At 49.8% G+C, this 22240-nt stretch carries 13 protein-coding genes and 5 tRNA genes; 9 read left to right on the top strand and 9 right to left on the bottom strand.

Annotated features, from left to right (window positions below; all coding sequences use genetic code 11):
* The first annotated feature begins 407 nt into the window (after window positions 1-407).
* The 4 genes from JW499_RS00150 (at window position 408) to JW499_RS00135 (ending at window position 5327) form a co-directional block, all read left to right on the top strand.
* Window positions 408-1292, top strand: a complete 885-nt coding sequence (locus tag JW499_RS00150) for an HAD-IIB family hydrolase (protein WP_205208677.1) — start codon at window positions 408-410, stop codon at window positions 1290-1292.
* Entirely contained in the window at window positions 1285-2511 is a 1227-nt protein-coding gene (locus tag JW499_RS00145; RefSeq protein WP_205208676.1) for a glycosyltransferase family protein, read from the top strand. Before JW499_RS00150 ends, JW499_RS00145 begins: the two co-directional genes overlap by 8 nt.
* Before the next feature lies 1 nt (window position 2512).
* Complete coding sequence (locus tag JW499_RS00140) at window positions 2513-4264, top strand: sugar phosphorylase (protein ID WP_205208675.1); 1752 nt, start codon at window positions 2513-2515, stop codon at window positions 4262-4264.
* Between the two features lie 226 nt (window positions 4265-4490).
* Window positions 4491-5327 (top strand): HDOD domain-containing protein, encoded by an 837-nt coding sequence (locus JW499_RS00135; protein WP_205208674.1) that lies wholly within the window; start codon window positions 4491-4493, stop codon window positions 5325-5327.
* Window positions 5328-5387: 60 nt separating this feature from the next.
* Here JW499_RS00135 and rnr read toward each other — a convergent pair whose 3' ends face one another.
* Both rnr and JW499_RS00125 read right to left on the bottom strand, forming a co-directional pair.
* The gene (rnr, locus tag JW499_RS00130) at window positions 5388-7739 is read right to left on the bottom strand and encodes a ribonuclease R (protein ID WP_205208673.1); all 2352 of its coding nucleotides are present in this window, start codon (window positions 7737-7739) and stop codon (window positions 5388-5390) included.
* Between the two features lie 715 nt (window positions 7740-8454).
* Window positions 8455-9723 carry an HD-GYP domain-containing protein gene (locus JW499_RS00125; protein ID WP_205208672.1) on the bottom strand — a complete coding sequence of 423 codons (1269 nt, stop codon included), beginning with the start codon at window positions 9721-9723 and terminating at the stop codon, window positions 8455-8457.
* Window positions 9724-10206: 483 nt separating this feature from the next.
* Here JW499_RS00125 and JW499_RS00120 point away from each other — a divergent pair, with 483 nt between their 5' ends.
* Complete coding sequence (locus tag JW499_RS00120; RefSeq protein ID WP_205208671.1) at window positions 10207-10788, top strand: transcriptional regulator; 582 nt, start codon at window positions 10207-10209, stop codon at window positions 10786-10788.
* Between the two features lie 31 nt (window positions 10789-10819).
* Here JW499_RS00120 and JW499_RS00115 read toward each other — a convergent pair whose 3' ends face one another.
* From JW499_RS00115 to JW499_RS00085, 7 genes are all read right to left on the bottom strand, one after another.
* Complete coding sequence (locus JW499_RS00115; RefSeq protein ID WP_232846150.1) at window positions 10820-11527, bottom strand: sulfotransferase; 708 nt, start codon at window positions 11525-11527, stop codon at window positions 10820-10822.
* Window positions 11528-11827: 300 nt separating this feature from the next.
* Window positions 11828-12988, bottom strand: a complete 1161-nt coding sequence (locus JW499_RS00110; protein WP_205208669.1) for a diguanylate cyclase — start codon at window positions 12986-12988, stop codon at window positions 11828-11830.
* 732 nt (window positions 12989-13720) lie between these two features.
* Window positions 13721-13797, bottom strand: a tRNA-Pro gene (locus JW499_RS00105).
* A gap of 77 nt (window positions 13798-13874) precedes the next feature.
* Window positions 13875-13951, bottom strand: a tRNA-Pro gene (locus tag JW499_RS00100).
* 77 nt (window positions 13952-14028) lie between these two features.
* Window positions 14029-14105 (bottom strand) — tRNA-Pro (locus tag JW499_RS00095).
* A 10-nt stretch (window positions 14106-14115) separates the two neighbouring features.
* A tRNA-Asn gene (locus tag JW499_RS00090) sits at window positions 14116-14191 on the bottom strand.
* A 23-nt stretch (window positions 14192-14214) separates the two neighbouring features.
* Window positions 14215-14290, bottom strand: a tRNA-Asn gene (locus tag JW499_RS00085).
* Between the two features lie 281 nt (window positions 14291-14571).
* On the opposite strand from JW499_RS00085, the gene ycaO reads away from it, so the two are divergent.
* The 4 genes from ycaO (at window position 14572) to JW499_RS00065 (ending at window position 22224) form a co-directional block, all read left to right on the top strand.
* Window positions 14572-16302 (top strand): 30S ribosomal protein S12 methylthiotransferase accessory factor YcaO, encoded by a 1731-nt coding sequence (gene ycaO, locus JW499_RS00080; protein WP_205208668.1) that lies wholly within the window; start codon window positions 14572-14574, stop codon window positions 16300-16302.
* Window positions 16303-16595: 293 nt separating this feature from the next.
* Window positions 16596-18002 carry a Wadjet anti-phage system protein JetA family protein gene (locus JW499_RS00075; protein ID WP_205208667.1) on the top strand — a complete coding sequence of 469 codons (1407 nt, stop codon included), beginning with the start codon at window positions 16596-16598 and terminating at the stop codon, window positions 18000-18002.
* Complete coding sequence (locus tag JW499_RS00070; protein ID WP_205208666.1) at window positions 18002-18775, top strand: DUF4194 domain-containing protein; 774 nt, start codon at window positions 18002-18004, stop codon at window positions 18773-18775. Before JW499_RS00075 ends, JW499_RS00070 begins: the two co-directional genes overlap by 1 nt.
* A complete protein-coding gene (locus JW499_RS00065; RefSeq protein ID WP_205208665.1) occupies window positions 18775-22224 on the top strand; it encodes an SbcC/MukB-like Walker B domain-containing protein in 3450 nt (1149 codons plus the stop codon). The genes JW499_RS00070 and JW499_RS00065 overlap by 1 nt, the downstream gene beginning before the upstream one ends.
* Window positions 22225-22240 lie beyond the last annotated feature (16 nt).

The raw sequence follows: 22240 nt of genomic DNA, 5'->3' as shown, positions 1-22240 counted from the left end.
GTACTCAGGCGTGATCCACGCGATGACCATCAGTCTGCTTAATCGGAGGCTGCCGTTCGCCTACCCAAATGCCAACTGTCTCAGGTTCCTCTTCTTAGGTTCTTATGGTTTCTATTCATTGTCCGGCGTTTTTAAATGAGGTCATAAACCCTGGCAATACGCTCTGCCAGACTAAAATATGCTATATCGGACTGAATAGTTATCCGTAATCACTGCCTGCAACCTATAAAGAATAGATTATTGTTGTGTAATTGCACCCTTATCTTGTTTTTTTATCAGATTGGGTATGCTTCCTGCAGTCTCTCTATACAAAGGCAGAATGGTTTAATAAATCAGCACAGATTGCACCGGTTTGGTGCGTTTTATTAAGGGCTTAGATTTGGCTGCACAACTATGGGAGGGAGGGGATGACTCAAAAAATTCTGATCTTTACAGATCTCGATGGTTCGCTGTTGGATCACTTCAGTTACAGTTTTAGTCCTGCGAAACCTTTGCTGTCTCTTTTCAATGAGATTGGCGTACCCGTTATCCCTGTAACCAGCAAAACCCGGGCTGAGTTAGCGGTTCTGCGATGCGAACTGGATAACCATGGTCCGTTTGTAGTCGAAAATGGCGCCGCTGTGTTTATTCCTGAAAACTATTTTTCCTCACCTCCCTCAGGTTGTGAGCTGATTGATGGTTTCTACCGTTATCAATTTTCTAAACCCCGTGAATACTGGACAGGCCTGTTGGCGCAGCAGGAGGCCGGGTTTGGAGGGGAGTTTGAAACCTTCACCCGTTTAGGTGTGGAGGGTATCCGGGCATCGACCGGGTTAACGGAAAGTGCTGCCAGACAAGCCAGTCAGAGGGAGTTCAGTGAACCCGTCCTGTGGCTCGGATCAGATGAGCGGAAGCAGTGCTTTATTGAAACGCTCAGAGAGACGGGAGCGACGGTGCTCCAGGGGGGGCGGTTTCTCCATGTCACCGGAGCCGGAAATAAAGGAAAGGCGCTGCAATGGCTGACGGAACAGTTTCGAGTTGAATATCCGGACAGTGCGTTACTAACTATCGCTGCCGGGGATAGTGACAACGATGTCGATATGTTGCAGGTGGCTGATTGTGCTGTGGTGGTTCGCTCGCCTGTGCATCAGCCCCCTGAAGTTGTACATCAGCATCTCTATCTGTCCCGGCAAACAGGTCCGCAAGGGTGGGTTGAAGGGGTCAACTGGTTCTTAGGTGCTGCTGACCGGCCTGAGACCGTGAATTCAATTGAATACCTTCGTACGAAGTTAAGGAGTCGTTGTTATGGGTGATTTTTATCAGAATGGCATTATCACCACCCTGCACAATCTGTCGAACAGGCCGATTGCGGAGGTTGAAGAGGAGCTGACCCGGTTTGCCAGAAAGAGACCCTTAGCACTGATTCTGCCCTCACTTTTTTCTGAATTGGAGGGGCCGGCGCTTGGCCATATTATTGATGAGATCAGTAAAGTCCCCTATCTTTCAGAGATTGTTATCGGGCTGGACCGGGCTAATGAGGATCAGTTTCGCTACGCCCGTTCATTTTTTAATAAGCTACCCCAGCATCATCGCATACTGTGGAACGATGGTCCGCGGCTCAGAGCGCTGGATGCCGAACTTCAGGCATTGAAGCTGGCACCAAAAGAGGCAGGGAAGGGCCGTAATGTCTGGTATTGCATGGGGTATATTCTGGCATCAGGGCGGGCAGAATCGGTGGCGTTGCATGACTGCGACGTGGTGACTTACAGTCGCGAGATGCTGGCCAGACTGATCTATCCGGTAGCCAACCCCCAGTTCAACTATGAGTTCTGCAAAGGGTTTTATGCCCGGGTTGCGGATGGCAAGATCAATGGCCGGGTCAGCCGGCTGTTGGTAACCCCCCTGTTGAGGGCGCTGAAACGGGTGTTTGGTGAGATCGAGTATCTGCAGTTTCTGGATAGTTTCCGTTATCCCTTAGCAGGTGAGTTTTCATTTCGCCGGGATGTACTCAGCGATATTAGAATCCCCAGTGACTGGGGGCTGGAGATAGGTGTTCTATCGGAAATGCATCGTAACTACGCTAACAACCGCTTATGTCAGGTGGATATTGCGGATCAGTATGATCATAAGCATCAGGATCTGTCATTAGAGGATAAGAATGCCGGACTGTCGAAGATGTCGATCGACATCACTAAATCACTATTCCGTAAGTTAGCTACACAGGGGCACACCTTTAATACAGAGACCTTTCGTTCCGTCAAAGCGACCTATTTCCGGATCGCACTGGATTTTGTTGAAACCTATCACAATGATGCGGTGATGAATGGTTTACAGCTGGACATTCACGAGGAGGAGATGGCCGTCGAGATGTTCTCGCGTAACATTATCACTGCCGGAGAGCAGTTCCTGAGTAATCCGATGGAGACCCCCTTTATTCCCAGCTGGAGCCGGGTCTCCAGTGCGATGCCAGAGGTGTTTGACCGCCTCATTGAAGCGGTAGAACAGGATCATCAAGAGTTTATGGCGGAATAAGATGGATAGCGTTTTAAATACTGCCAGCGAGCAGCTGGCCAGCCAGATTGAGAACCACCTGCAGACTATCTACCAGGGATTTGAGACTGATATTGCTCAACTGGTCTCTGATCTGATATCCATTATGCGTCTGGGTAGCGTGGAGCAGGTTCCTGTTCCCTATCAGAATCACTGGAGTCAGCAGGACGTTATCATCATTACCTATGGTGACAGCCTGCTGCGTGCTGATGAACGGGCGATGACAACCCTGCATCGGTTTCTCAATGAGCAGTGTGATGATGTGATTAACGGCGTGCATGTGCTGCCGTTTTTTCCCTACAGTTCGGATGATGGTTTTGCAGTGAGCGACTATTATGCGGTGCGTGAATCGGTGGGGGAGTGGCAGGATATCCAACGGCTTTCGGCAGAGTATCGTTTAATGTCTGATCTGGTGATCAATCATGGTTCCGGTGAGAGTGAATGGTTTCAGAATTTTATAAAAGGTGAGGGACCAGGACATGATTACTACTTCACCACCAGTCCCGATGAAAATCTGAGTGAGGTGGTTCGGCCTCGTACCAGCCCGCTGTTAAGGGAGGTACAGACTACGGATGGGGTAAAGTATGTATGGTGTACTTTCAGTCACGACCAGATCGATTTTGATTTCCGTAACACCGGGGTTTTGAAAGAGTTCGTTAATATTGTTCGCTTCTATCTCGATCAGGGCGTCAATATTTTCCGGCTCGATGCCATTGCATTTCTGTGGAAAGAGCCGGGCACCAGTTGTCTCAACCTTGAGCAGACCCATGAGGTGGTCAGGCTGTTACGTACCCTGATCGAATATGCCTGCCCTTCCGCCATGATAATCACAGAGACAAATATTCCCAGCCGGGAAAATCTCTCCTATTTTGGTAACGCGAACGAAGCACACTGCGTTTATAACTTTTCACTGCCGCCGTTATTGCTGCACGCCCTGATCACCGGCCAGAATTTTTATCTGAAACAGTGGATGATGAGTATGCCGCCGGCTCAGGATGGCACTGCATTTTTCAACTTCATCGCCTCTCACGATGGTATCGGTCTGCGTCCGGTAGAGGGTATCCTGCCGGATAGTGAAGTGGATCTGATGATAGCTACCATGCAGGATTTTGGTGGTCATGTATCCTGGCGGGCGCTGGACGATGGCGGCAAGAAACCCTATGAAATCAATATTGCATTGTTCGAGGCATTGCAGGGAACGGTTGAGGGAAAGGATGAGTTTGGTGAGGCGCGCTTTCTTTGTGCGCATACCATTATGCTGGCGCTTGAAGGGATTCCGGGTCTCTATCTGCACAGCTTATTGGCTACCCAGAACGATCATGAACGGGTAAAGGCTACCGGTCACTTTCGCTCAATCAATCGACATCAATGGGATTATAATGAGTTAGAACAGTTACTGGCAGATCACACTAGCCACCATCACCGCGTTTTTGCCGCGATGAAGCATCTGATCTCCATCCGGACTCAGCAGAAAGCGTTCCATCCAAATGGTACTCAGTTTACTCTGCATCTGGGGGAGCAGGTTTTCGGTTTCTGGCGTCAGAGTATCGACCGCACTCAGAATATTTTTTGTCTGAATAATATCAGCGCTGAGTCTGCGACATTATCGCTGTCAGATCTGAATCTTATCCAGACACAGGACTGGCGCGATCTGCTCAGTGGTCAACGCTATGAGGATCTGTTGGGGAGCATCGAACTGGCGCCCTATCAGAGTATCTGGCTCTCTAATCGCTGAAAAGTATTGAGAATACCTGCCATCAGGATCGCGACAGACAGCTCCTGCCCCGCTGAGCTTTTCTTCGGGCACCGGCTGGTGAGATAAAGTGCTCTGTGTGACGCCGGATGGTAAAAAGGGAGACTCTCTGTACCTGTTTTAGTGACAATCTTCTGTTCTCTTATTAATCAGTAGTGGTAGAGTGATCCTGTGTCGATCTCTTAGTTATAATTGTTATGGGGAGTTTATGGCAATAAAGCCGAAGCCTTACCTGATCCCGTCCCGTCCGGAGATATTGCTGAAACTCGCAACACTGCTCAAGTCAGCTGAGCCTGATGTTGGCGCTGTCGTTAACCTGTTGAAGACCGATGTGTCCTTATATACCGTTGTGTTATCCACGGTTAACAGCCCCCTGTTTTCAAGGGTAGGGCGGTTGTCTTCACTACAGCAGGCGGTCATGCGTTTGGGCTTCAAACGCTTACAAACGCTGATTACGGTGATCTCATTAAAACGTTCTTTATCGAAAACCGGGCGTCTTGACCGGTTTTGGGATACCTCCACCGAAGTCGCTGAACTGGCGGCCCGGCTAGCCGGCATTTTATCAGTTGATAATCCTGATGAGGCCTATGCACTGGGAATGGTACACGATTGTGGTGTGCCACTGATGATGGAGTCCTTTAGTGATTATCGTCGTTTTCTGAATGCCCTTGAAGGGCGTGATCTGGCCAGTTTAAGCAGCCTGGAACGGCAGCAATATGGTGTTGATCACTTCACGCTCGGTGCAGAAATTGCCGCTACCTGGCATATGCCGGAGTCGGTATGCGGTGCGATTAAACTACAACTGCATTATCCGTTAGAGCTTTTAAGGCCGTCTGTTGCAATTAGTGACAGGAGCAAGGCGTTGTTCTGTCTGGTGCTTCTGGCAAAAGATATCAGCGGGCAGTATCGCCGCTTTTGGCGACTGAATACCCCCCGGGAGTCATGGCTGGAATTAAAACCTGCTCTGGAATATCTGGGCTTGCCGGATATTGACTATCTGGATATCCGGGATGATTGTTTAGATCAGCTTGAGCGGGTTCGTTGATCGATAAGGCCGATGCTTCATTTTCTTAAGGATCGGCTTAATCAGATCTCCGCCTGTGACTTAGCGGCGGTATTTTCCCGCGCCTTTGTTAGATCCACCTTTGCGTTTGCGTGGTTTTGTTGTACCTGATGGGGTTTCTTTAACCGCCAGCTCAAATTCGATTTTGCGCTGATCCATATCGACCCGCACCACCCGGATATTGATCTTATCGCCAATACTGAAACTGGCGTGGGTGCGCTCGCCCACCAGCCGTTGCCGGGCGGCATCAAACTGGTAATAGTCATTGTTCAGAGCGGTGACATGCACCAGCCCTTCTACCTGAGTATCGTCCAGCTCAATAAAGAGACCAAAGTTAGTGACCGTGCTGATAACTCCGCTGAAGACATCGCCAACGTGGTCCTGCATATATTCACACTTAAGCCAGGCTTCAACATCCCAGCTGGCTTTATCCGCGCGCCGGGATACCAGCGAGCAGTGCTCAGCCAGGTTATTCATCGCTGCCAGGTCATAAGGGTAGCTTTTTCCCGGTGCCAGTGGAGCGGCAGTTTTAATCCGGTGTACCGGGTCGGAACCCACTCCGGTGACTTTCTTCAGTGCCCGGCTGATCACGCTACCAGTTTCGCTACGACGAATGACAGAGCGGATTGCACGGTGAACCAGCAGGTCCGGGTAACGCCGAATGGGTGAAGTAAAGTGAGCATAGGCCGGATATGCCAGGCCAAAGTGTCCCTGGTTATTTGAACTGTATTCCGCCTGACTGAGAGAGCGTAGCATCATCATACGGATAATCTGCGCGTCGGGTCGCTCGCCAAGTCCTTTCAGCAGACGGTCATAATGTACCGGTGTGGGCTTTTCACCGCCCGCCAGATTCAGGCCTCTCTCGCTCAGGAATGCCCGCAGATTAGTCAGCTTTTTCTCCACTGGCCCTTCATGGACACGGTAAAGCGCTGGCAGCTCAAGTTTTTCTAAAAACCGGGCGGTAGCGACGTTGGCACAGAGCATAAACTCTTCAATCATCTTGTGCGCATCGTTACGGACGACAGGCACAATGCGGTCAATCTTGCGGTCTTCGGTAAACTTGAACTGTACTTCCTGCTTTTCAAAGTCGATGGAGCCCCGTTTTGTACGGGCTTTTCTCAGCACGGCATAGAGATGGTGCAGGGTGTGGATATGGGGAACAACGTCGGCATGCTTGCGGGCAACGGTTTTACCCAATTCAGATTCGGGTGAAGAGACCAGCGCTCCTACCTGGGTATAGGTCAGCCGGGCGTGGGAGTGAATAATACCTTCAGAAAACCTATAGCTGGTCATCTTGCCGGCGTTGTTGATCGCCATTTCACAGACCATAACCAGCCGGTCTGTATGGGGATTCAGTGAACAGAGTCCGTTTGACAGCGCTTCGGGCAGCATCGGTACAACATGACCCGGGAAATACACAGAAGTACCCCGTTCAGCGGCTTCCAGATCTAAGGGGCAGCCTGGCGTGACATAGTGGGAAACATCGGCGATCGCGACAAACAGACGCCAGCCGCCGGACTTGCGTTTCTCGCAGTAGACTGCGTCATCAAAATCCCGGGCATCTTCGCCATCAATGGTGACAAATGGCAGGCCGCGCAGATCTGCACGATGCTGTTTATCCGCTTCTTTAACCTCTTCGCCCAGTGCCTCGGCTGCCTGTAGCGCATCCTGTGGCCACTTATGGGGGATATCATGGTTGCGAATCGCTACATCGATCTCCATACCCGGAGCCATAGCGTCTCCCAGTATTTCAGTTACCCGACCTTCAGCATTAAAACGATGACAGGGGTATTCGGTGATCTCAACGGTGACATACTGCCCTGCCTGAGCTCCATTTAGCTGATCATCCGGGATATCGATCTCATTACAGATACGGCTGTTTTCGGGTTGTAGATAGTACTCGCCATCCTCGACTCTTAAGCGACCAACGATCTCGGTCATATTTTTTTCAAGAACCTTAACTATCTGACCTTCCTGGCGTCCGCGACGGTCAGTGCCGGTGATCCGTGCCTGTACCCGGTCTCCGGGAAATGCTTTGAGCATCTGGCTATCGTGCAGGAAAAGGTCGTCACCACCCTGGTCCAGTGACAGGAAGCCAAAGCCATCAGGGTGCCCGATAATCCGGCCTTCAACCAGATCCTGAGCGGTTAGCAGACTGTAACCTTTACGCGGGTCGAAATTAAGTTGTCCATCACGCTCCATCGCCCTTAGGCGGCGGCGCAAGGCTTCTTTCTCTTCATCTTCAAACAGCTTCAGCTTTTTACCCAGCTGTTCGCGATTTAAAAACTTACCGGGCTCATCGAACAGGCCCATAATGTATTCCCGGCCAGGAATCGGATTACTGTATTTTTCAAAATCTGCGGCATTGATAGCCGCTTTGGTGTTATTACTCATTCTTTTCTCAAATAAACCAGCATCGGCCGCTTCAGGTAGTCAGAAGAACTCATTGCTAATGGGTTTTAATACTACGGGGTGCGAGTAGCTGGTATCACTCACGTCTCTGGAGTGAATTAAATTGGACTGGAGATCAGACCTGCTTTTGCTAGCCCGGGCACTGAGCCCTGTCTGATGACCAAAAACTAATGCTGAGATCCTTCTTAGTCTATCTCATGCACATGACAAAAATATTTATAGCTGCCGAGTGTCCACGACACTTGAATACAGCGGGTTTCCTGAAGCTGTGAACGACTGGTTCGCCCAGACAGGAAACAACAATAACCATCTGTGCAGTGTAATCGCCACTGTTCTGGTATTGTGCCGGACAACTCTGAACTGATATTTAGAGCGACTCTCTATCTGTGTTTTCACAGTGGGGTATCAACACTACTGTTCGAAATATAGTCAGAGGTGACCGGGTAGCAAAAAATAAGACTGGACTTTAAAACAGAGGGACGAGAATACTTAATTATTGCAACAACAGTAATACAACGACAACAAATGGTTAAAAAATAGACTTTTTCTAAGCTGCTCTACACTATATAGAGTTGCTGTGTTTTGTCAATATATCGTTTATTTTGTGCGCTTCTCCGGAAGATCATGGCTGAGTGGCTTCCGGTTTTCTGAGGTTTGTTGTGCTCGCCTGACGATAGGAAGCGGCTCCTCAGAGAGGCTACGTTCTTATTGCTATTGTATATAGTTCCTCTTTGTTTGCTTTTAGTAAACCATATATTGAAAGGTCTATCTCCCCTTTGGCAGCCATTACATCCATGATCTCAAGCACGTCATCTATGTTCAGCCTGTGCCGGTATGGCCGCTTTTGGCAAAGTGCCTGGAATATATCGGCTACCGATAAGATCCGGGTAGGAAAGTCAATCTGATCGCCTTTCCAGCCAAACGGGTAGCCAGATCCATCCAGCTTTTCATGATGTTCTGCTGCCCATTTTGCGATCGGGGTATTGGGGAACAGTGAATTAAGAACTCTTTTACTATCGAGCGGATGGCTGCGCATCTGGGCGACTTCGGCGTCAGTCAGTGCACCGGGCTTTTCAAGAATCTCATCTGGCGTTCTCAGTTTGCCGACATCATGTAGCAGGCCTGAAAGTCTCAGTATTCTTCTTTGATAAGGCCCCAGACCTGCTAGCCCTGAAAGTGTGTAAGCCAGGTCTGCAACCCGCAAACTGTGGTAGTGAGTATAGGGGCTCTTGGCATCAACGATCTGAGAGATTAGTTCTCCCAGCGATTCAATTTCGTCAAATGACAATGATATTTCATAGTCTTCGGAGGAGAGCGCTTCCAAGATGGCATCATCCAGATACTCCTCACGAAGCTCAAGCCAGAAGCTATCTTTCTGTATAGCGTGCGCAGCTGCTGTATATATCTCATCGGAGAACAGTATCCCAACATAAGGTGCCAGCTCAGCAAGAAGGTGTTCCCGGCCTAACAGTACTTCATGGTGCGGGTGACCGATGACGAACGACGCATAAGCAACATCTAAGCGATCCGCGAAAAATATCAGGTTTGCATATTCCCGCGTTTTATTGTCGAGTGACGGTGGCAGGTCCTGCCAGCGGGTGTGGTGGTATCTGATTGCTGCAGCGAAGGGGCTGAATGGCGGGAAACTTTGTAAAAACTGATCACCTCTCAAACAGTGCTCTTCTGCGCCTTCCCACTCAATCTCGGCCACCAGCTTGCGATGCACTGTGGTAGATGACACGCCGCAGTCGTGGAGCATGCCCGCAATCAAAATAAAATGCCTTCTGGTGCGATTCCAACCCAGCAGATGTGCTATGCGGTGACATATCAGACCAACACGGCGGCCATGACTTTTATCATCAATGCCTACGTAATCGAGTGCTTTGGTCACCGTCAGTGCGGCGTGCCCGACATCGACTTTCATGCCCTGAGTAACCTGAACCAGTTCGTCAGCGATATTTCCCATTCCGTATTTCCAATATCGGTTTTGAGTGATCAGTTAAACCTGTAGCTGTATTTTGATGGTTGACACTGCGTCTCAGAATCATACGTCGGCCGCAGCAATCGGGATCCTGTTGCGTGCAGTGATTAACCTGAGAGCAGCTACCGTGTCGCTGATTGTGAACGAGATTTGCTGCTGACCGGCATACTTTATAGCAACAGACTCAGTGTCATATATTCAATTATTCATAGCGTAGAGGGTTATCAGGCTGTTGTTAATCATCAAAGTAAAGAATATATGATTCCGTTTCTCTCAATAGTGATAAAGGCAGCTGACATAACCACGCCCGTAAACTGCTAACCTATTGTAACTTTCTGATATATATAGGGGCTAAGTATTTTGCTTGATTGGCGTAAGACTTGCTTGTGTATCTGCTATCAATCTTAAACATCTGATATTTTGCGGGGCAGGTGCCTGAAACCGGGTCTTATGCTCCGGGAGAAGTATATGATAGCCAATTATAAAAATAAGATGCGCTTCTGGAGTATTGATATTCTGACGGGCAACCGGCTGAGGAACGAGGCACAAAAAATTCGTGTGTCCTCATCATCGCCACGCTTTACCGCCCCCTGTACTAATCTCAATCACCCTGATGAAGAGGCCACATTTACGCTTCTGAAAGCCAGTTTTAAGGCCGTTCTGAGTGAACTTAATCACTGCAGATGCGTCGTGCTTCTGTTAGCGACGAACGGTGAGGTCATCTGCACAAACCACTTTGCAGATCAGGCGCTGGCAAGTGGGGATGGACTTAAAACAGATAATAAAAACCGTTTAAGTTGCCGGGCTCTTGTCGATAATCTCAGGTTGCAGAAGGCGATCGCCAGAGTTGTCAGAAGTGTCGAGAGAATATCTCTGCGGGCGTTTGAAGTTGAAAGGGGGAAAGGCTCATCCTACCTCGTAACGATTTTGCCGGTTTACCGGAGCGGTATCCCTGTTGGCGTCATCACCATCGTGATTGATTCTATAGAGCGAAATGACGTTGATTCAGTCTGTTTCCGCAAGATCTGCGAACGTGTGATCACATTGTGAATAAGGTGTCACACGTATCGATAGCGTTGTCTTAAAATATGCTGAACAGGCTTGTCGAATGACCTTTAGGTCTGACTGATACTGTGTCTGATCTGGCTAAAGTGCCTTTCGGTACTGGAATACGAAAACCGGCCTTGCCAGTCACGCTTTTTTCAGCTGTGATCAGATCCCCCCGAAACTCTTCGCACAGAAAATCCGCGACCCAATGATCATTCACGAGAAGCTCAACAGTGACAGGCTGATCAGATCCCTTTTGAAGAAACCAGCCCGACACCAGGTTTTCAGAAACCTTATCAATATAGCCGTCAAATCCGGCTTTATTGAGCAGATGAATCTGTCGTGAAATGTCCACCCATTGAGTATAAATTTTCGGAGACGCTTCGATAGCTCTGCTGGCCTGATCAATTAAGCTCCCGGTTACATCAATATCGCAAAAATCTGCAATCTGTCTTAAGTGCCCCTGAGTATCCTGCAGAAGCTTCTCATAAGAGATATGCAGAGCTGGATAGTCGTTTTTTTCGACGAATTTTACTATCCGGTTATACGCCGTCAGGCTGGATTTCATTGCCTCGACGAGAGTGATGTTCTGCACTGACTGTTTTCGGTTGGCGATTGCGCAGATATCCCTGTAAACAAAGATGAAACTGGGGTTTGAAAACAGTCTGGAAATGCGGGCTAGCTTACTGTTGCTATCAGGTAGCTTCCAGGCAAACTGCTGATACTCCTGTTCATATGCCATTATCAGTTGTTGCAGCTTTTTCCAGTTGCCGCTGCGAAACGCTTTTGCCATCTCTAAATCTTCATAGATAGGGCTATGATAGTTATCCCCAAGGGATATCCCCAGTGCCTGAAGTGCTGCCGCTATTGCCGAGGTGCCTCCTCGCTGAACACCAACGACGATGAACTGTCTGTGCTTGCCAGTATTTTCAGGGTTCTTTTTTGCAGAGAAAATCATAGATTACCATTAGCGAAAATGCTGCTTTAACCCGTGTTGGGTGGCGAAGGGAAACAGATCTGGAACTGTCGGATACTGATGATATCAAAATAAAATGGGTTTGTTGAAAGTGATTTTCTGAGCAATCTGAGTCTGATTTCGGCCATTTTGCTTGGCTTGATACAGAGCTGAATCAGCTGCTCGTAATAGCTCATCGATGTTCTGGTAGTTATGGTCTGAAACCACAGCGATTCCTGAACTCAGGGTAATAACCCCCTGGGGGGAGGAGTGATGCGGTATTTCAAGTTCCGCGATAGACGCGCAGATTTTTTTACTTAATGCCTTTGCTGCAGTGATATCCGTTTCGGGAAGAATCAGTAAAAACTCTTCACCACCATATCGTACGGCCAGCTCTCCTGCACGTTGGCATGAGCTAAGCAGACATTGGGCCACTGCTTTGAGGCAATCATCGCCCGCCTGGTGACCGTACTGGTCGTTATAATTCTTGAAAAAATCGACGTCCAGCATCATCAAAGCCAGAGGCCTTTGGTGTCGGTCTGCTCTTGCCCATTCCTTATTAAGAGTACGATCCATGCTCCGCCGATTCGCCAGTCCGGTAAGCTGGTCAGTATTGGATTCTTGCTGTAGCTTGAATTGAACTTCCTCTGTATAGCTTAGCAACGCAAATACTCCACTGATAACACTAAAAGCCGGCCAAATGATTTGTGACGAAATGACGGTGGCGCTAAAGAGTTCAGGTGAAAGTTTCAATAGCAGAGAACGGCTGGCGACGATTACCGCCATGAAGAAACAGGCGTAAGCCAGAATGATATCAGAAGGGTTTCTGTGCTGTTTTATCTTCAGGAACAGGTAGCCCATCATGCAGAAGGCCAAAGGGACAAACAGCGCACTGACGTGCAGGGCGTTATAGAGTTGTTCTGCATAGGTAAAGTAGCTTAAAGCAACGCAATTAATCAGAAAAATGGCTGATATGAATGCGACTGGTAATGAGCATTCGCATCGCTTGTAACTGAATACAACCATCCCCCAGATGAATACCGACGATAAGAGGACCGATATGATTTTTAAGGTTACACCGATATCAAATACATAGATAAACCAACTCAGAAAGTTTGCCGCGAACGCCAGAATAAAAAACAGTATTGATCTCTGTTTGCCTTCAGGGTCCTTAATTCTGGTTCCTGAGAAAGCTAATACCAGATTGATTAACGCCACGGTGAAAAAGTAAGCCTGCTCAGATGTCATTTCAGTGCCCGGCTAAAGCGTGATCTGGGAGGTGCAGGCTGAAGAGTTCTGGTTTTATTGGCTGGTCCGGGAATAAAACAAGCACGCCACGAGGGGGGGGCGCAGGTCTGATCAGGGCTGCTAAACAGTTGTAGAGGGTTTTGGTCCATCACTCACTCATTCCATTCTTTGTGTATAAGACAATTCTACTCAAGTCATGTAATTACCGGTATAGGAAAGAGGTCTGAGAGGGGAGGAAGGCCAGGTTTAATAGTTTTAAAAAAATCCGGGGTAGCTGTATACAAGATAAAACAGACGGTAATGTATACCCCGGTGAATAACGAAATGACTTCGTTAAGGTTCAGCGAAGGGGATTTGCTGAAAAACAGATTTTCTAACCGGTTGTATCGGTAAGAGGAAAAAATCGTTCGGATAGCTTCGTTAAACTGGTAAGCGAATACTTTTACCGAGAAACTTGTTACACAAAGAAAGTGGTTGGGCAGCAGTATTAGAATCTATGATCCCTAGCCTGGAGAGTTCCCAAACCAGATGCGCTTTTTATAGCGGCTTTAAAGTGCTTTATAAGTGGTCGGGGCAGTAGTATTAGGATCTATGACCCTAGCCTGGAGAGTTCCCAAACCAGATGCGCTTTTTATGGCGGCTTTAAAGTGGTCGGGCAGCAGTATTAGAGTCTATGACCCTAGCCTGGATAGTTCCCAAACCAGATGCACTTTTTATAGCGGCTTTTTAAAGTGGTCGGGGCAGCAGGATTCGAACCTACGACCCTCTGGTCCCAAACCAGATGCGCTACCAGACTGCGCTATGCCCCGACGGATGAACGGTTATTTATACACGTTTTGTTCTTTCGTGTCTCAGATAAACCACCAATCTCTTTATGAAAAGGAGGTGGTCGGGGCAGCAGGATTCGAACCTACGACCCTCTGGTCCCAAACCAGATGCGCTACCAGACTGCGCTATGCCCCGACTGAATGAACGGTTATTTATACACGTTTTGTTCTTTCGTGTCTCAGAAAAACCACCAATCTCTTTATAAAAAGAGGTGGTCGGGGCAGCAGGATTCGAACCTACGACCCTCTGGTCCCAAACCAGATGCGCTACCAGACTGCGCTATGCCCCGTTCTGAAAGATGGCTCCTCGAGCTGGACTCGAACCAGCGACCAATAGATTAACAGTCTACTGCTCTACCAACTGAGCTATCGAGGAATTACATCCGATAACGATTAAGTTGGCTCCTCGAGCTGGACTCGAACCAGCGACCAATAGATTAACAGTCTACTGCTCTACCAACTGAGCTATCGAGGATCACCTCAACCGTGGCGGCGTATGTTAATGATGAGTGGGGTATGCGTCAAGCAGAAAAGATAAAATATTTTACTGTTTTATTAAGTGGTTAAATAACGATCTGATGAATGTCCTGGTGGCTTCCCCGGCGGTACTCCGGCGATATTAATTGTGCGGCATTTCGCTTGAGGATGGTTTTCTGTATAACGGGCGTTATGATGGGTAGCACGCAAGGTGCTGGTGACTACGAAAGGATAGTCAGCCCTCCCGGTTTTTAGTGAAAATGGTAGCAAGGATTCCCTATGTCGATGATTCCCGGTAAAGACGCTCCACTGGACGATTCAATCCTTCATATGACGGCCAGTCTGCAGTCGCTGGGTTTTGAGATTGAGGAGACGCAATGGCTCAATCCTCTGCCAAATGTCTGGTCTGTCCACCTCTATGAGCGAAACAACCCGCTGCTGTTCAGTTATGGCAAAGGGGCTTCCAGGTCTGCAGCGCTGGCGAGTGCGCTGGGGGAGTTTTTTGAACGGCTAAGTTGCAACAGTTTTTTCGCGGATTACTATCTGGGTGAGCCTGTTGCCACGGGAGAGTTTGTTCATTATCCGAATGAGAAGTGGTTTCAGGTAGCGGGCAATGTGTTACCTGATGAGATGCTGGATGAACCCACCCGGCTGCATTACAACATGGATGGTGAGCTGAAAGCGTCGATGCTGGTGGATACCAACTCGGGGAACCGTGAACGGGGGATCTGTGCCATTCCTTTTGTGCGTCAACGCACCGGTGACCAGGTATGGATACCGGTCAATATTATCGGCAACCTCTATAGAAATAATGGTATTGCGGCCGGGAACAGTGTCAGTGAAGCCCGGGTTCAGGCGCTGTCAGAAATTTTTGAACGACATATAAAGAATACCATTATCTCCTCCGGGATCAGTCTGCCGGATATTCCCCTAAGGGTGCAGGAGCGTTATCCAAAAACGGTTGAGGTGATTGAGGCACTGCGTCGTCAGGGTTATGTTGTGCTGGTTAAGGATGCTTCGCTGGGAGGCAAGTTCCCTCTGGTGAACGTATCCCTGATTAACCCTCAGGATGGCGGATGTATTGCCTCTTTCGGCGCGCACCCTAAGTTTGAGGTGGCGTTTGAGCGGGCTGTAACCGAACTGCTTCAGGGGCGCAGCCCTGAAAATCTGAACGGTTTTCCACTACCGGTTTTTGATATTACTGATGTCGCGGATCAGGCAAATCTTGATGCCCATTTCGTTGATTCCACCGGTGCAGTTGCCTGGGACCTGTTTGCGACAAAGACCGATTACAGCTTCACAGAGTGGAATATTGAGGGCGATACCCAGGCTGAGTTTGAACAGCTGTGTCATCTGATTCACAAGGTTGATATGGATATATATATCGCTGACTTTGAACACCTGGGGGTGTATAGCTGTCGGGTTATTGTGCCCGGTATGTCAGAGATTTTTCCGGTCGATAAGCTGGTCTGGAACAACAATAATGCCGGCGTTGAACTGCGACAGCCATTGTTGCGACTGCCTGCCCTGACTGAGCAGGACGCTGAAAATCTGCTGGTTAAACTGGAGGAGGGGGGCTTTTCCGATCAGCAGTTGGTGGTGGATATCATCGGTATTCTGTCAGACCCTTCAACCCTGTGGGACTCATTGCGAGTGGGTGAGTTGAAGTGTCTGTTAAACCTGAAACTGGGTGAACTGCAGGAAGCGCTGAACTGGAGTGACTGGATTCAGCGGTCAGATTGTCCGCAGGGGGATCGGGCCAGCTTGTATCGCTGTTTGCATCAATGCCTGAGTTTTCGCCTCGATACAGAGCGTACACTGGACCAGTATCGCGCTCTGCTGGAGCAGATCTATGGTGTTGATCGGGTAGCTGAGGTGTTGGAAATGATCGATGGTCATGGCCTGTTTGCCGGATTGGCTGAGTCAACCATGGCGCTGGAGGGCTTTGTGCAGCACCAGAAACTCCTGTCGGCCTATGCGCGACTGCAGCAGGCGAAAAGAGCCCTCTGAATAAACATTGATCACCATTTTATCTTGTTGATTTAATTTACTTTATTATTTTTGTTCTGAGAAAAGAGCGGGTCCCGGTGGTTGTGTCTTGTTTGCCACTTGGTCAGTGTGGCTATTTCCGTTATCATCGGTACCTTTATAAAGATAGTGTGAATAAAACGCGTGTGAATTGCGTTATTTTGCCTAAGGCAGGCTCTGGCGTCGCTGAGTGTCGGCTGGTATCGCCTGAGGCACTTTTCACACGGAACCAGAGACCCCTTTTCCAGTCTGCGTGCCCGGAGATTTTAGCTGAGATGCTTTTCAAAAAGCTTCCCGAAACAATATTTGTTCCTTTTTCTGGACAAAATAAACATATCTACGAGGCGGTTCTGCTGGATCTCGCTGATCAGTTCTTCGATGAAGATCTGGTTGATCCGTTTGTGCCAAAAGACCTCATCCGTTCCTGTATTGAGGATACTGTTGTGCGCCTTGGGGTGCGTCGCTGGGAGCCGGAAGAGGGGGAGTCCGAAGCGGATCGCCAGGAGCTGCCACGCTCCACCGCCGAATATACCAGCCGTATCTATCGTCGACTGGTGGAAACTGGCTGGCTGGAAGAGGAGCAGCGGATCTATCGCACCTTTGTCCTGTTGTCTCCGGCGATCAGTTATCTGTTACGCACCCTGGTCGGTATCAATGAACTGGAAAAACGCAGCTATGGTGGTGCGGTGCTTAACGTACTCAGTTCTCTTGAGTCAGCCATCAGTGATCCTGCTGGCCGGGGGATTACCCTGCAGGAAGCGGCTCAGACTGCAGCTGATTTCAGTGCCCACCTGACCGATATGATGCTGGGCCTGCGGGAGCTGAAGATCAGTCTGGCAGCGACCTCAAACCCCCAGGAGATTGTCCGTAGCTTCTTCGATCGCTTCGTAGCCCATATTCTGGTGTCTGACTACAAAACCCTGAAAACCAAGAACAACCCGTTTCGTTTCCGTCGTCAGATTCTGACGATGTTGCGGGATTTGCAGTTTGACCCGCTGAAAGTGGAAAAACTGTCGAAACACTATCAGGAGCAGTTTGAACTCAGTTTTGCTGACGCTGAGGCGATGGTTCATAGCCATATTAACCGGATTATCAGGATCTTTGAGTCGGTGGATCAGCGTCTGGCAACCATCGACGACTTCCGTTACCGGCTGGAGAAGCGGGTGGCCGATACTGTCCGTTATATGGATAAAACCACCCCGGGGATGAGTTCCCGTTTATCACGGCTGATCTCGGATGTGTCTAAGCTGGACTCCCGTTCTATCCCGCATATCAACACCCTCGAAGGGGTTGCCTTTATTGCGCCGGGCAGTGTGCGTTCACCGATTCGTCGTCGGGTTGAAACCAGGCCCCGGGTGATCCGCCCGGTCGAGATCGACCCGCGGGTGCTGGAACTGCGTCAGCTGTTCAAAGAGTACAAAGCCCGTCGGGAAGTGAAGCCTGAGAATATTGAACTCTATGTCGAGCGCCACCTGATCGACAAGAAAAAGATAACCGCGACAGACTTCACCATCGAGTGTATCGAGGATTATATCTGCTTCAGTTATCTGCGGCATATGCGTTCACTGGGCAAGAAGGGGCGCGGAACAGCCAACAAGTATGAGATTAAGTTTGAAGATAAATATGTCAATGTCGCAGATATGGTTGAGTGTCGCGATTTCAGTATTCAGAGGAAAGTATAATGCTGGGTGATCTGCAGAAAATCATCGGTCGCAGCGATCAGTATCAGGAAGAAGATTTCGTCCGTGCTGCCAATATGCTGCTGGTGAATCAGTTTCTCTACGCTGAACGATCCGGGCACCGGGACAGCTATTTCCTGGTTGCATCCCACGTGGACTACTTTGTAAACCTCTTTGCCGCTATTGGCTGGTCGTTGATCTATCAGCCGGATGAAGCCTATCTGGGTATTTTGCCGAAAGGTGAAGAGCGCTTTATGCGGCTGAAGCTGGATGAGTCCCTGTTTCTGCTCTGTCTGCGCCAGCAATATGAACAGAAACTGGAATCGTTTGATGTTGAGGCTGGGCGTGCCTACATCACCTCCGATGAGTTGCTGACGCTGTATGAAAACCTCACCGGCCGCGAGATTCCCAATGAGACCCGTCTTAAAGAGCTGCTGTCACTGTTTAGCCGGCATGGCGTGATTGAACGGGGCAAGCCCCATGAAACGGACCCGAAAAATATCCCTCTAACCATCAATCCGGCGATCCGCCAGGTGGTGGTGGAAGACTTTATCGGCCAGTTGGAAGCGCTCTGCGAAGAGCGGGACGACGAACAGCCGGTGAAACAACCGGTTGCAGAGGAAGGTGACGCGGCGACGCCATCACCTGAGGCGCTATCAGCAGCGGAAGAGGGGGCAGACAGTGAGACAGCCGCCGAGACTGCGGCTCAGCCTGCAGAAGCGCAAGAAGACGCTGAAACCAACGCCACCATAGCGGCACCTGAGGAGACCCACTGATGAAACAGCTCAATAGAATGGTGCTGGTGAACTGGTATGTGCTCGGTGCAGTAGAGATACCGATTAAGGGTAATGTCGCGGTAATCGGGCCGAACGGGTCGGGTAAGTCATCGCTGCTGGATGCTATTCAGACGGTTCTCATGGGGGGAAACAAAAAATATCTCAGCTTTAACGCCAGCGCGGGTGAAAAGAGTGAGCGGAGTCTGCGCACCTACTGTCTCGGTTTTATGGATGACCTGGGTAATAAGGATAACTCCCGACAGGATTCAGTCAGTTATATCGCCCTGAGTTTCTTTGATACCGAAACCGGTAAAGAAACCTGTGTCGGGCTGGCGATCAGTGCATCACTGTCCTCACCGGAAGAGGATGTGCTGGGGCGTTTTATCCTGCCTGATTTCTCTGTAACACTGGAAGATTTTACCATTAAGCAGGATGGTGGCCGTCTGCCGAAAGAGTGGCCGGTGGTGAAAGAGAGTCTGCTGAAACAGTGTCCTGATATGAAGCTGGAGAAGCGCGCCAACCGCTTTATCCGCGAGCTGGTGACTGAGCTGAGTTACGATCAGCAGATGCCCAATGATGACGAGAAGTTTGTAAAAAACTTCCGCAACGCCCTGAAGTTTGTTCCGATCAACAGTCCTACCCGCTTTATTCGTGAGTTTGTCCTGGATGAAAATATTGTCCATGTGGGCGGGTTCCGTAAATCGCTGGATGAATACCGGGCGATGGAGCAGAAAACCCGCGAGGTATACAATCGCATCGTTGAACTGGAGAAGGTTCAGGAGCAGTGCAAAGGGATCGATCGCAACGTTAAAAACTCCGTCGAGTATGAATGGGTGGTGCATGAAACCCGGTTTGAACATGCCGATCTGAAAAAAGAGGAAGCGGGCGAGCGTCTCGAACAGAATCAGGAGAAAGAGACCTCTTTGCAGGCAGATCTTGAAGCTAAGAGTGAAGAACTCAGCGAGATCATGCAGTCGCTGGCCAATACCCGTGCCGAACTGAATAACACCGACAGCGCCCACAAGGTTAAGGCGCTGGAAAACTCTATCAATGCCCGTCAGCATGAGCTGAATGTGGTTAAAGAGAAGATCCAGCATGTCTATTCACTGCTGCGTTCAGCGGTCAGTTTTGCCAACTATCAGCAATACCTGCCGGATAGTTTTATTCCGGTGGTCAAAGAGTCGGTTGAGTTATGGCGCTCCGGTGAAGATATGATGGCGGAAGCCTGGCCGCTGGCACCGGTGGATGTCGATAATAACCTCAACCGTCTGAAAGAGTCGGTCGACTCGGTGCGCCGGGAGATCGCCCGCCGGTTTGAATCCTCGGTTATCCGCATGAACGAGCTGCGCAGTGAGATTCAGAGTCAGAAAAGCGCGGTTGAGCAACTGAAAGAGGGGCGGGCACCTCTGCGACGTAACACCCGCGAACTGATGCAACTGCTGAAAGATTACGGTATCGAATCGACGCCGATCTGCGAACTGGTGGATATCAACGACGAGAAATGGCGTATTGCCATTGAGAGTTTCCTCGGCGCCCGTCGGGAAGCGCTGATTGTTGATCCGGATCGGGTCAAAGAGGCGATTACCCTGTATCGTCGTAAAGGTCGTCACCTGAAGGGCTGTCGGGTGGTCAATACCACCAAGTCCCATGAGTGGCTCAACCGTTCTAAACCGGGGTCTCTGGCGCAGTTTGTTGCCTGTCAGAGTGATGATGCTCAGGCGTACATGAACCGCGCACTGGGCGGGGTGATGGCGGTAGAAACCGAAAGCGAGCTGCTGAAGCAGGAGCGTGCCCTGACCTATGACTGCATGCTGCAGACTGAGGGGACCACCACTTCAATTCGTGAAGAAGCCCCGATGATGGGCAGTGGCGGTGGCCGGCGTCAGCACCAGTTGCAACAACAGGATCGTCAGGTCGAGCAGATGATGGCCGAGTTCAGTGCGCTGAACAAAGACCATGAAGCGCTGGACAGCCTGCGGGAAAACCTGATTCGCATGACGGCCGCACTGACTGGTGTCACCGAACGTACCTTTGATCTGGTGAATCAGCGGGAGATGCTGCAAAGCGAGATCGATGGCTATCGTCAGGGCATTACGGATCTGCGTAATCAGGATGACTCGGGTATACATCAGCGGATTACCGAACTGGTTGAAGCGCAGAAAGCTGCTCAGGATGCCCAGAAAAAGCTGATGGACAAACTGCAGTCCACTCGTACCAGTCTGATTAAAGACAATGCCTCCCTGGAGGTGCTGGATAATGAGCTGGAAGAGCATGCCGCAGCCAGATCCCGCTGCGAAGCGGACCCGGTGTTTGATGCTCAGTCCGCCCAGGAAAAGCGGGATTATATGGATGAGTCCTGTTCTGGTGACCTTGATCGGATTATCTTTGAATCGGCAAAAAAGGCGCAATCTGAACTGGGGCTGGTTGAACGCAAGAAGAATATTGTGCGTGATGGTGTTGCCCAGTATAAAGCCCGTTACCACGGTTCAGGTCTCAGCCATCAGGAACTGGATAAAGTGAGCGAAGATTCAACTCACGAGCAGTTGGCTGAATTTGTTGATCATACGATCCGGTCCCTGCGGGACAGTGAGCTGGCGGAGTATACCGAGAAGGCAGAGCGGGCGCGGCTGGAGGCAGAAACCTCTTTCCGTTCCGATTTTGTTGCGCACCTGAAAGACCAGATCGATAAGATTAAAGAACTGATTCGTGAGCTCAATGCCCATCTCAAGAACCGCCCATTCCATCGGGAGATGTATAGCTTCGAAATGATGCCTAACCCGGAATTGAAAGATATCCTGGAGCTGGTGGAAGCCTATACCCGAATGGATCAGGCCAATGTTGGTTCGCTGTTTGATATGCAGTTCGATGAGAAGCGGCCCCATCAGGATGCCCTGAGTAAAATTCATGAAGTGCTGAAAGATGAGGGTGAAAGTAGTCTGCTGCAGGATTACCGTAACTTCTATAACTTCGAGCTGGTGGTTAAAGATCTTGAGGGTAACCGCAAGACCACGCTGACCCAGCGGATAAAAACCGGTTCCGGTGGTGAGCATCAGGTACCTTTCTATGTTGCGATTGCGGCGGCGATGGGGGCGACCTATCGGCTGCGTGACACCGCTGATGGCGTAACCCTTGGCGGGATTAGTCTGTCGGTATTCGATGAGGCGTTTAATAAGCTGGATGCAGAAAACACCGTGACCTCGCTGGGCTTTATGAGTGATCTGGGCCTGCAGACGCTGATCGCGGCCCCTGATGATAAATACTCGCTGATGGCCACCACCATGGACACCATTATTAACGTCTGCCGTGATGGCCGGATTGTGGATATCGATGTTGAGTTTCCCACCAAGAATGGCAAGGAGCTGCTGAACTCCGATAACCCCTATCGGCTGATCGGGAAGTCTGAAGGTGAAGCGAGTGCCGAAGATGTAGAGGGCCTGATGCCTGCCTGACAGCTACAGGAGGGAT

It is taken from the genome of Amphritea pacifica, from assembly GCF_016924145.1.
GTDB classification, from domain to species: domain Bacteria; phylum Pseudomonadota; class Gammaproteobacteria; order Pseudomonadales; family Balneatricaceae; genus Amphritea; species Amphritea pacifica.
Note: the sequence above shows the minus strand (reverse complement) of the source record. Positions and strands in the feature narration are given on the sequence as shown.

Excerpts from the sequence above, each read along its gene's own strand:
- JW499_RS00110 (WP_205208669.1), bottom strand. The coding sequence starts at position 12,988 with ATGACATCTGAGCAGGCTTACTTTTTCACCGTGGCGTTAATCAATCTG.
- JW499_RS00150 (WP_205208677.1), top strand. The coding sequence starts at position 408 with ATGACTCAAAAAATTCTGATCTTTACAGATCTCGATGGTTCGCTGTTG.
- JW499_RS00115 (WP_232846150.1), bottom strand. The coding sequence starts at position 11,527 with ATGGCATATGAACAGGAGTATCAGCAGTTTGCCTGGAAGCTACCTGAT.
- JW499_RS00140 (WP_205208675.1), top strand. The coding sequence starts at position 2,513 with ATGGATAGCGTTTTAAATACTGCCAGCGAGCAGCTGGCCAGCCAGATT.
- ycaO (WP_205208668.1), top strand. The coding sequence starts at position 14,572 with ATGTCGATGATTCCCGGTAAAGACGCTCCACTGGACGATTCAATCCTT.
- JW499_RS00135 (WP_205208674.1), top strand. The coding sequence starts at position 4,491 with ATGGCAATAAAGCCGAAGCCTTACCTGATCCCGTCCCGTCCGGAGATA.
- JW499_RS00075 (WP_205208667.1), top strand. The coding sequence starts at position 16,596 with ATGCTTTTCAAAAAGCTTCCCGAAACAATATTTGTTCCTTTTTCTGGA.
- JW499_RS00070 (WP_205208666.1), top strand. The coding sequence starts at position 18,002 with ATGCTGGGTGATCTGCAGAAAATCATCGGTCGCAGCGATCAGTATCAG.
- JW499_RS00120 (WP_205208671.1), top strand. The coding sequence starts at position 10,207 with ATGATAGCCAATTATAAAAATAAGATGCGCTTCTGGAGTATTGATATT.
- JW499_RS00065 (WP_205208665.1), top strand. The coding sequence starts at position 18,775 with ATGAAACAGCTCAATAGAATGGTGCTGGTGAACTGGTATGTGCTCGGT.
- JW499_RS00125 (WP_205208672.1), bottom strand. The coding sequence starts at position 9,723 with ATGGGAAATATCGCTGACGAACTGGTTCAGGTTACTCAGGGCATGAAA.
- rnr (WP_205208673.1), bottom strand. The coding sequence starts at position 7,739 with ATGAGTAATAACACCAAAGCGGCTATCAATGCCGCAGATTTTGAAAAA.
- JW499_RS00145 (WP_205208676.1), top strand. The coding sequence starts at position 1,285 with ATGGGTGATTTTTATCAGAATGGCATTATCACCACCCTGCACAATCTG.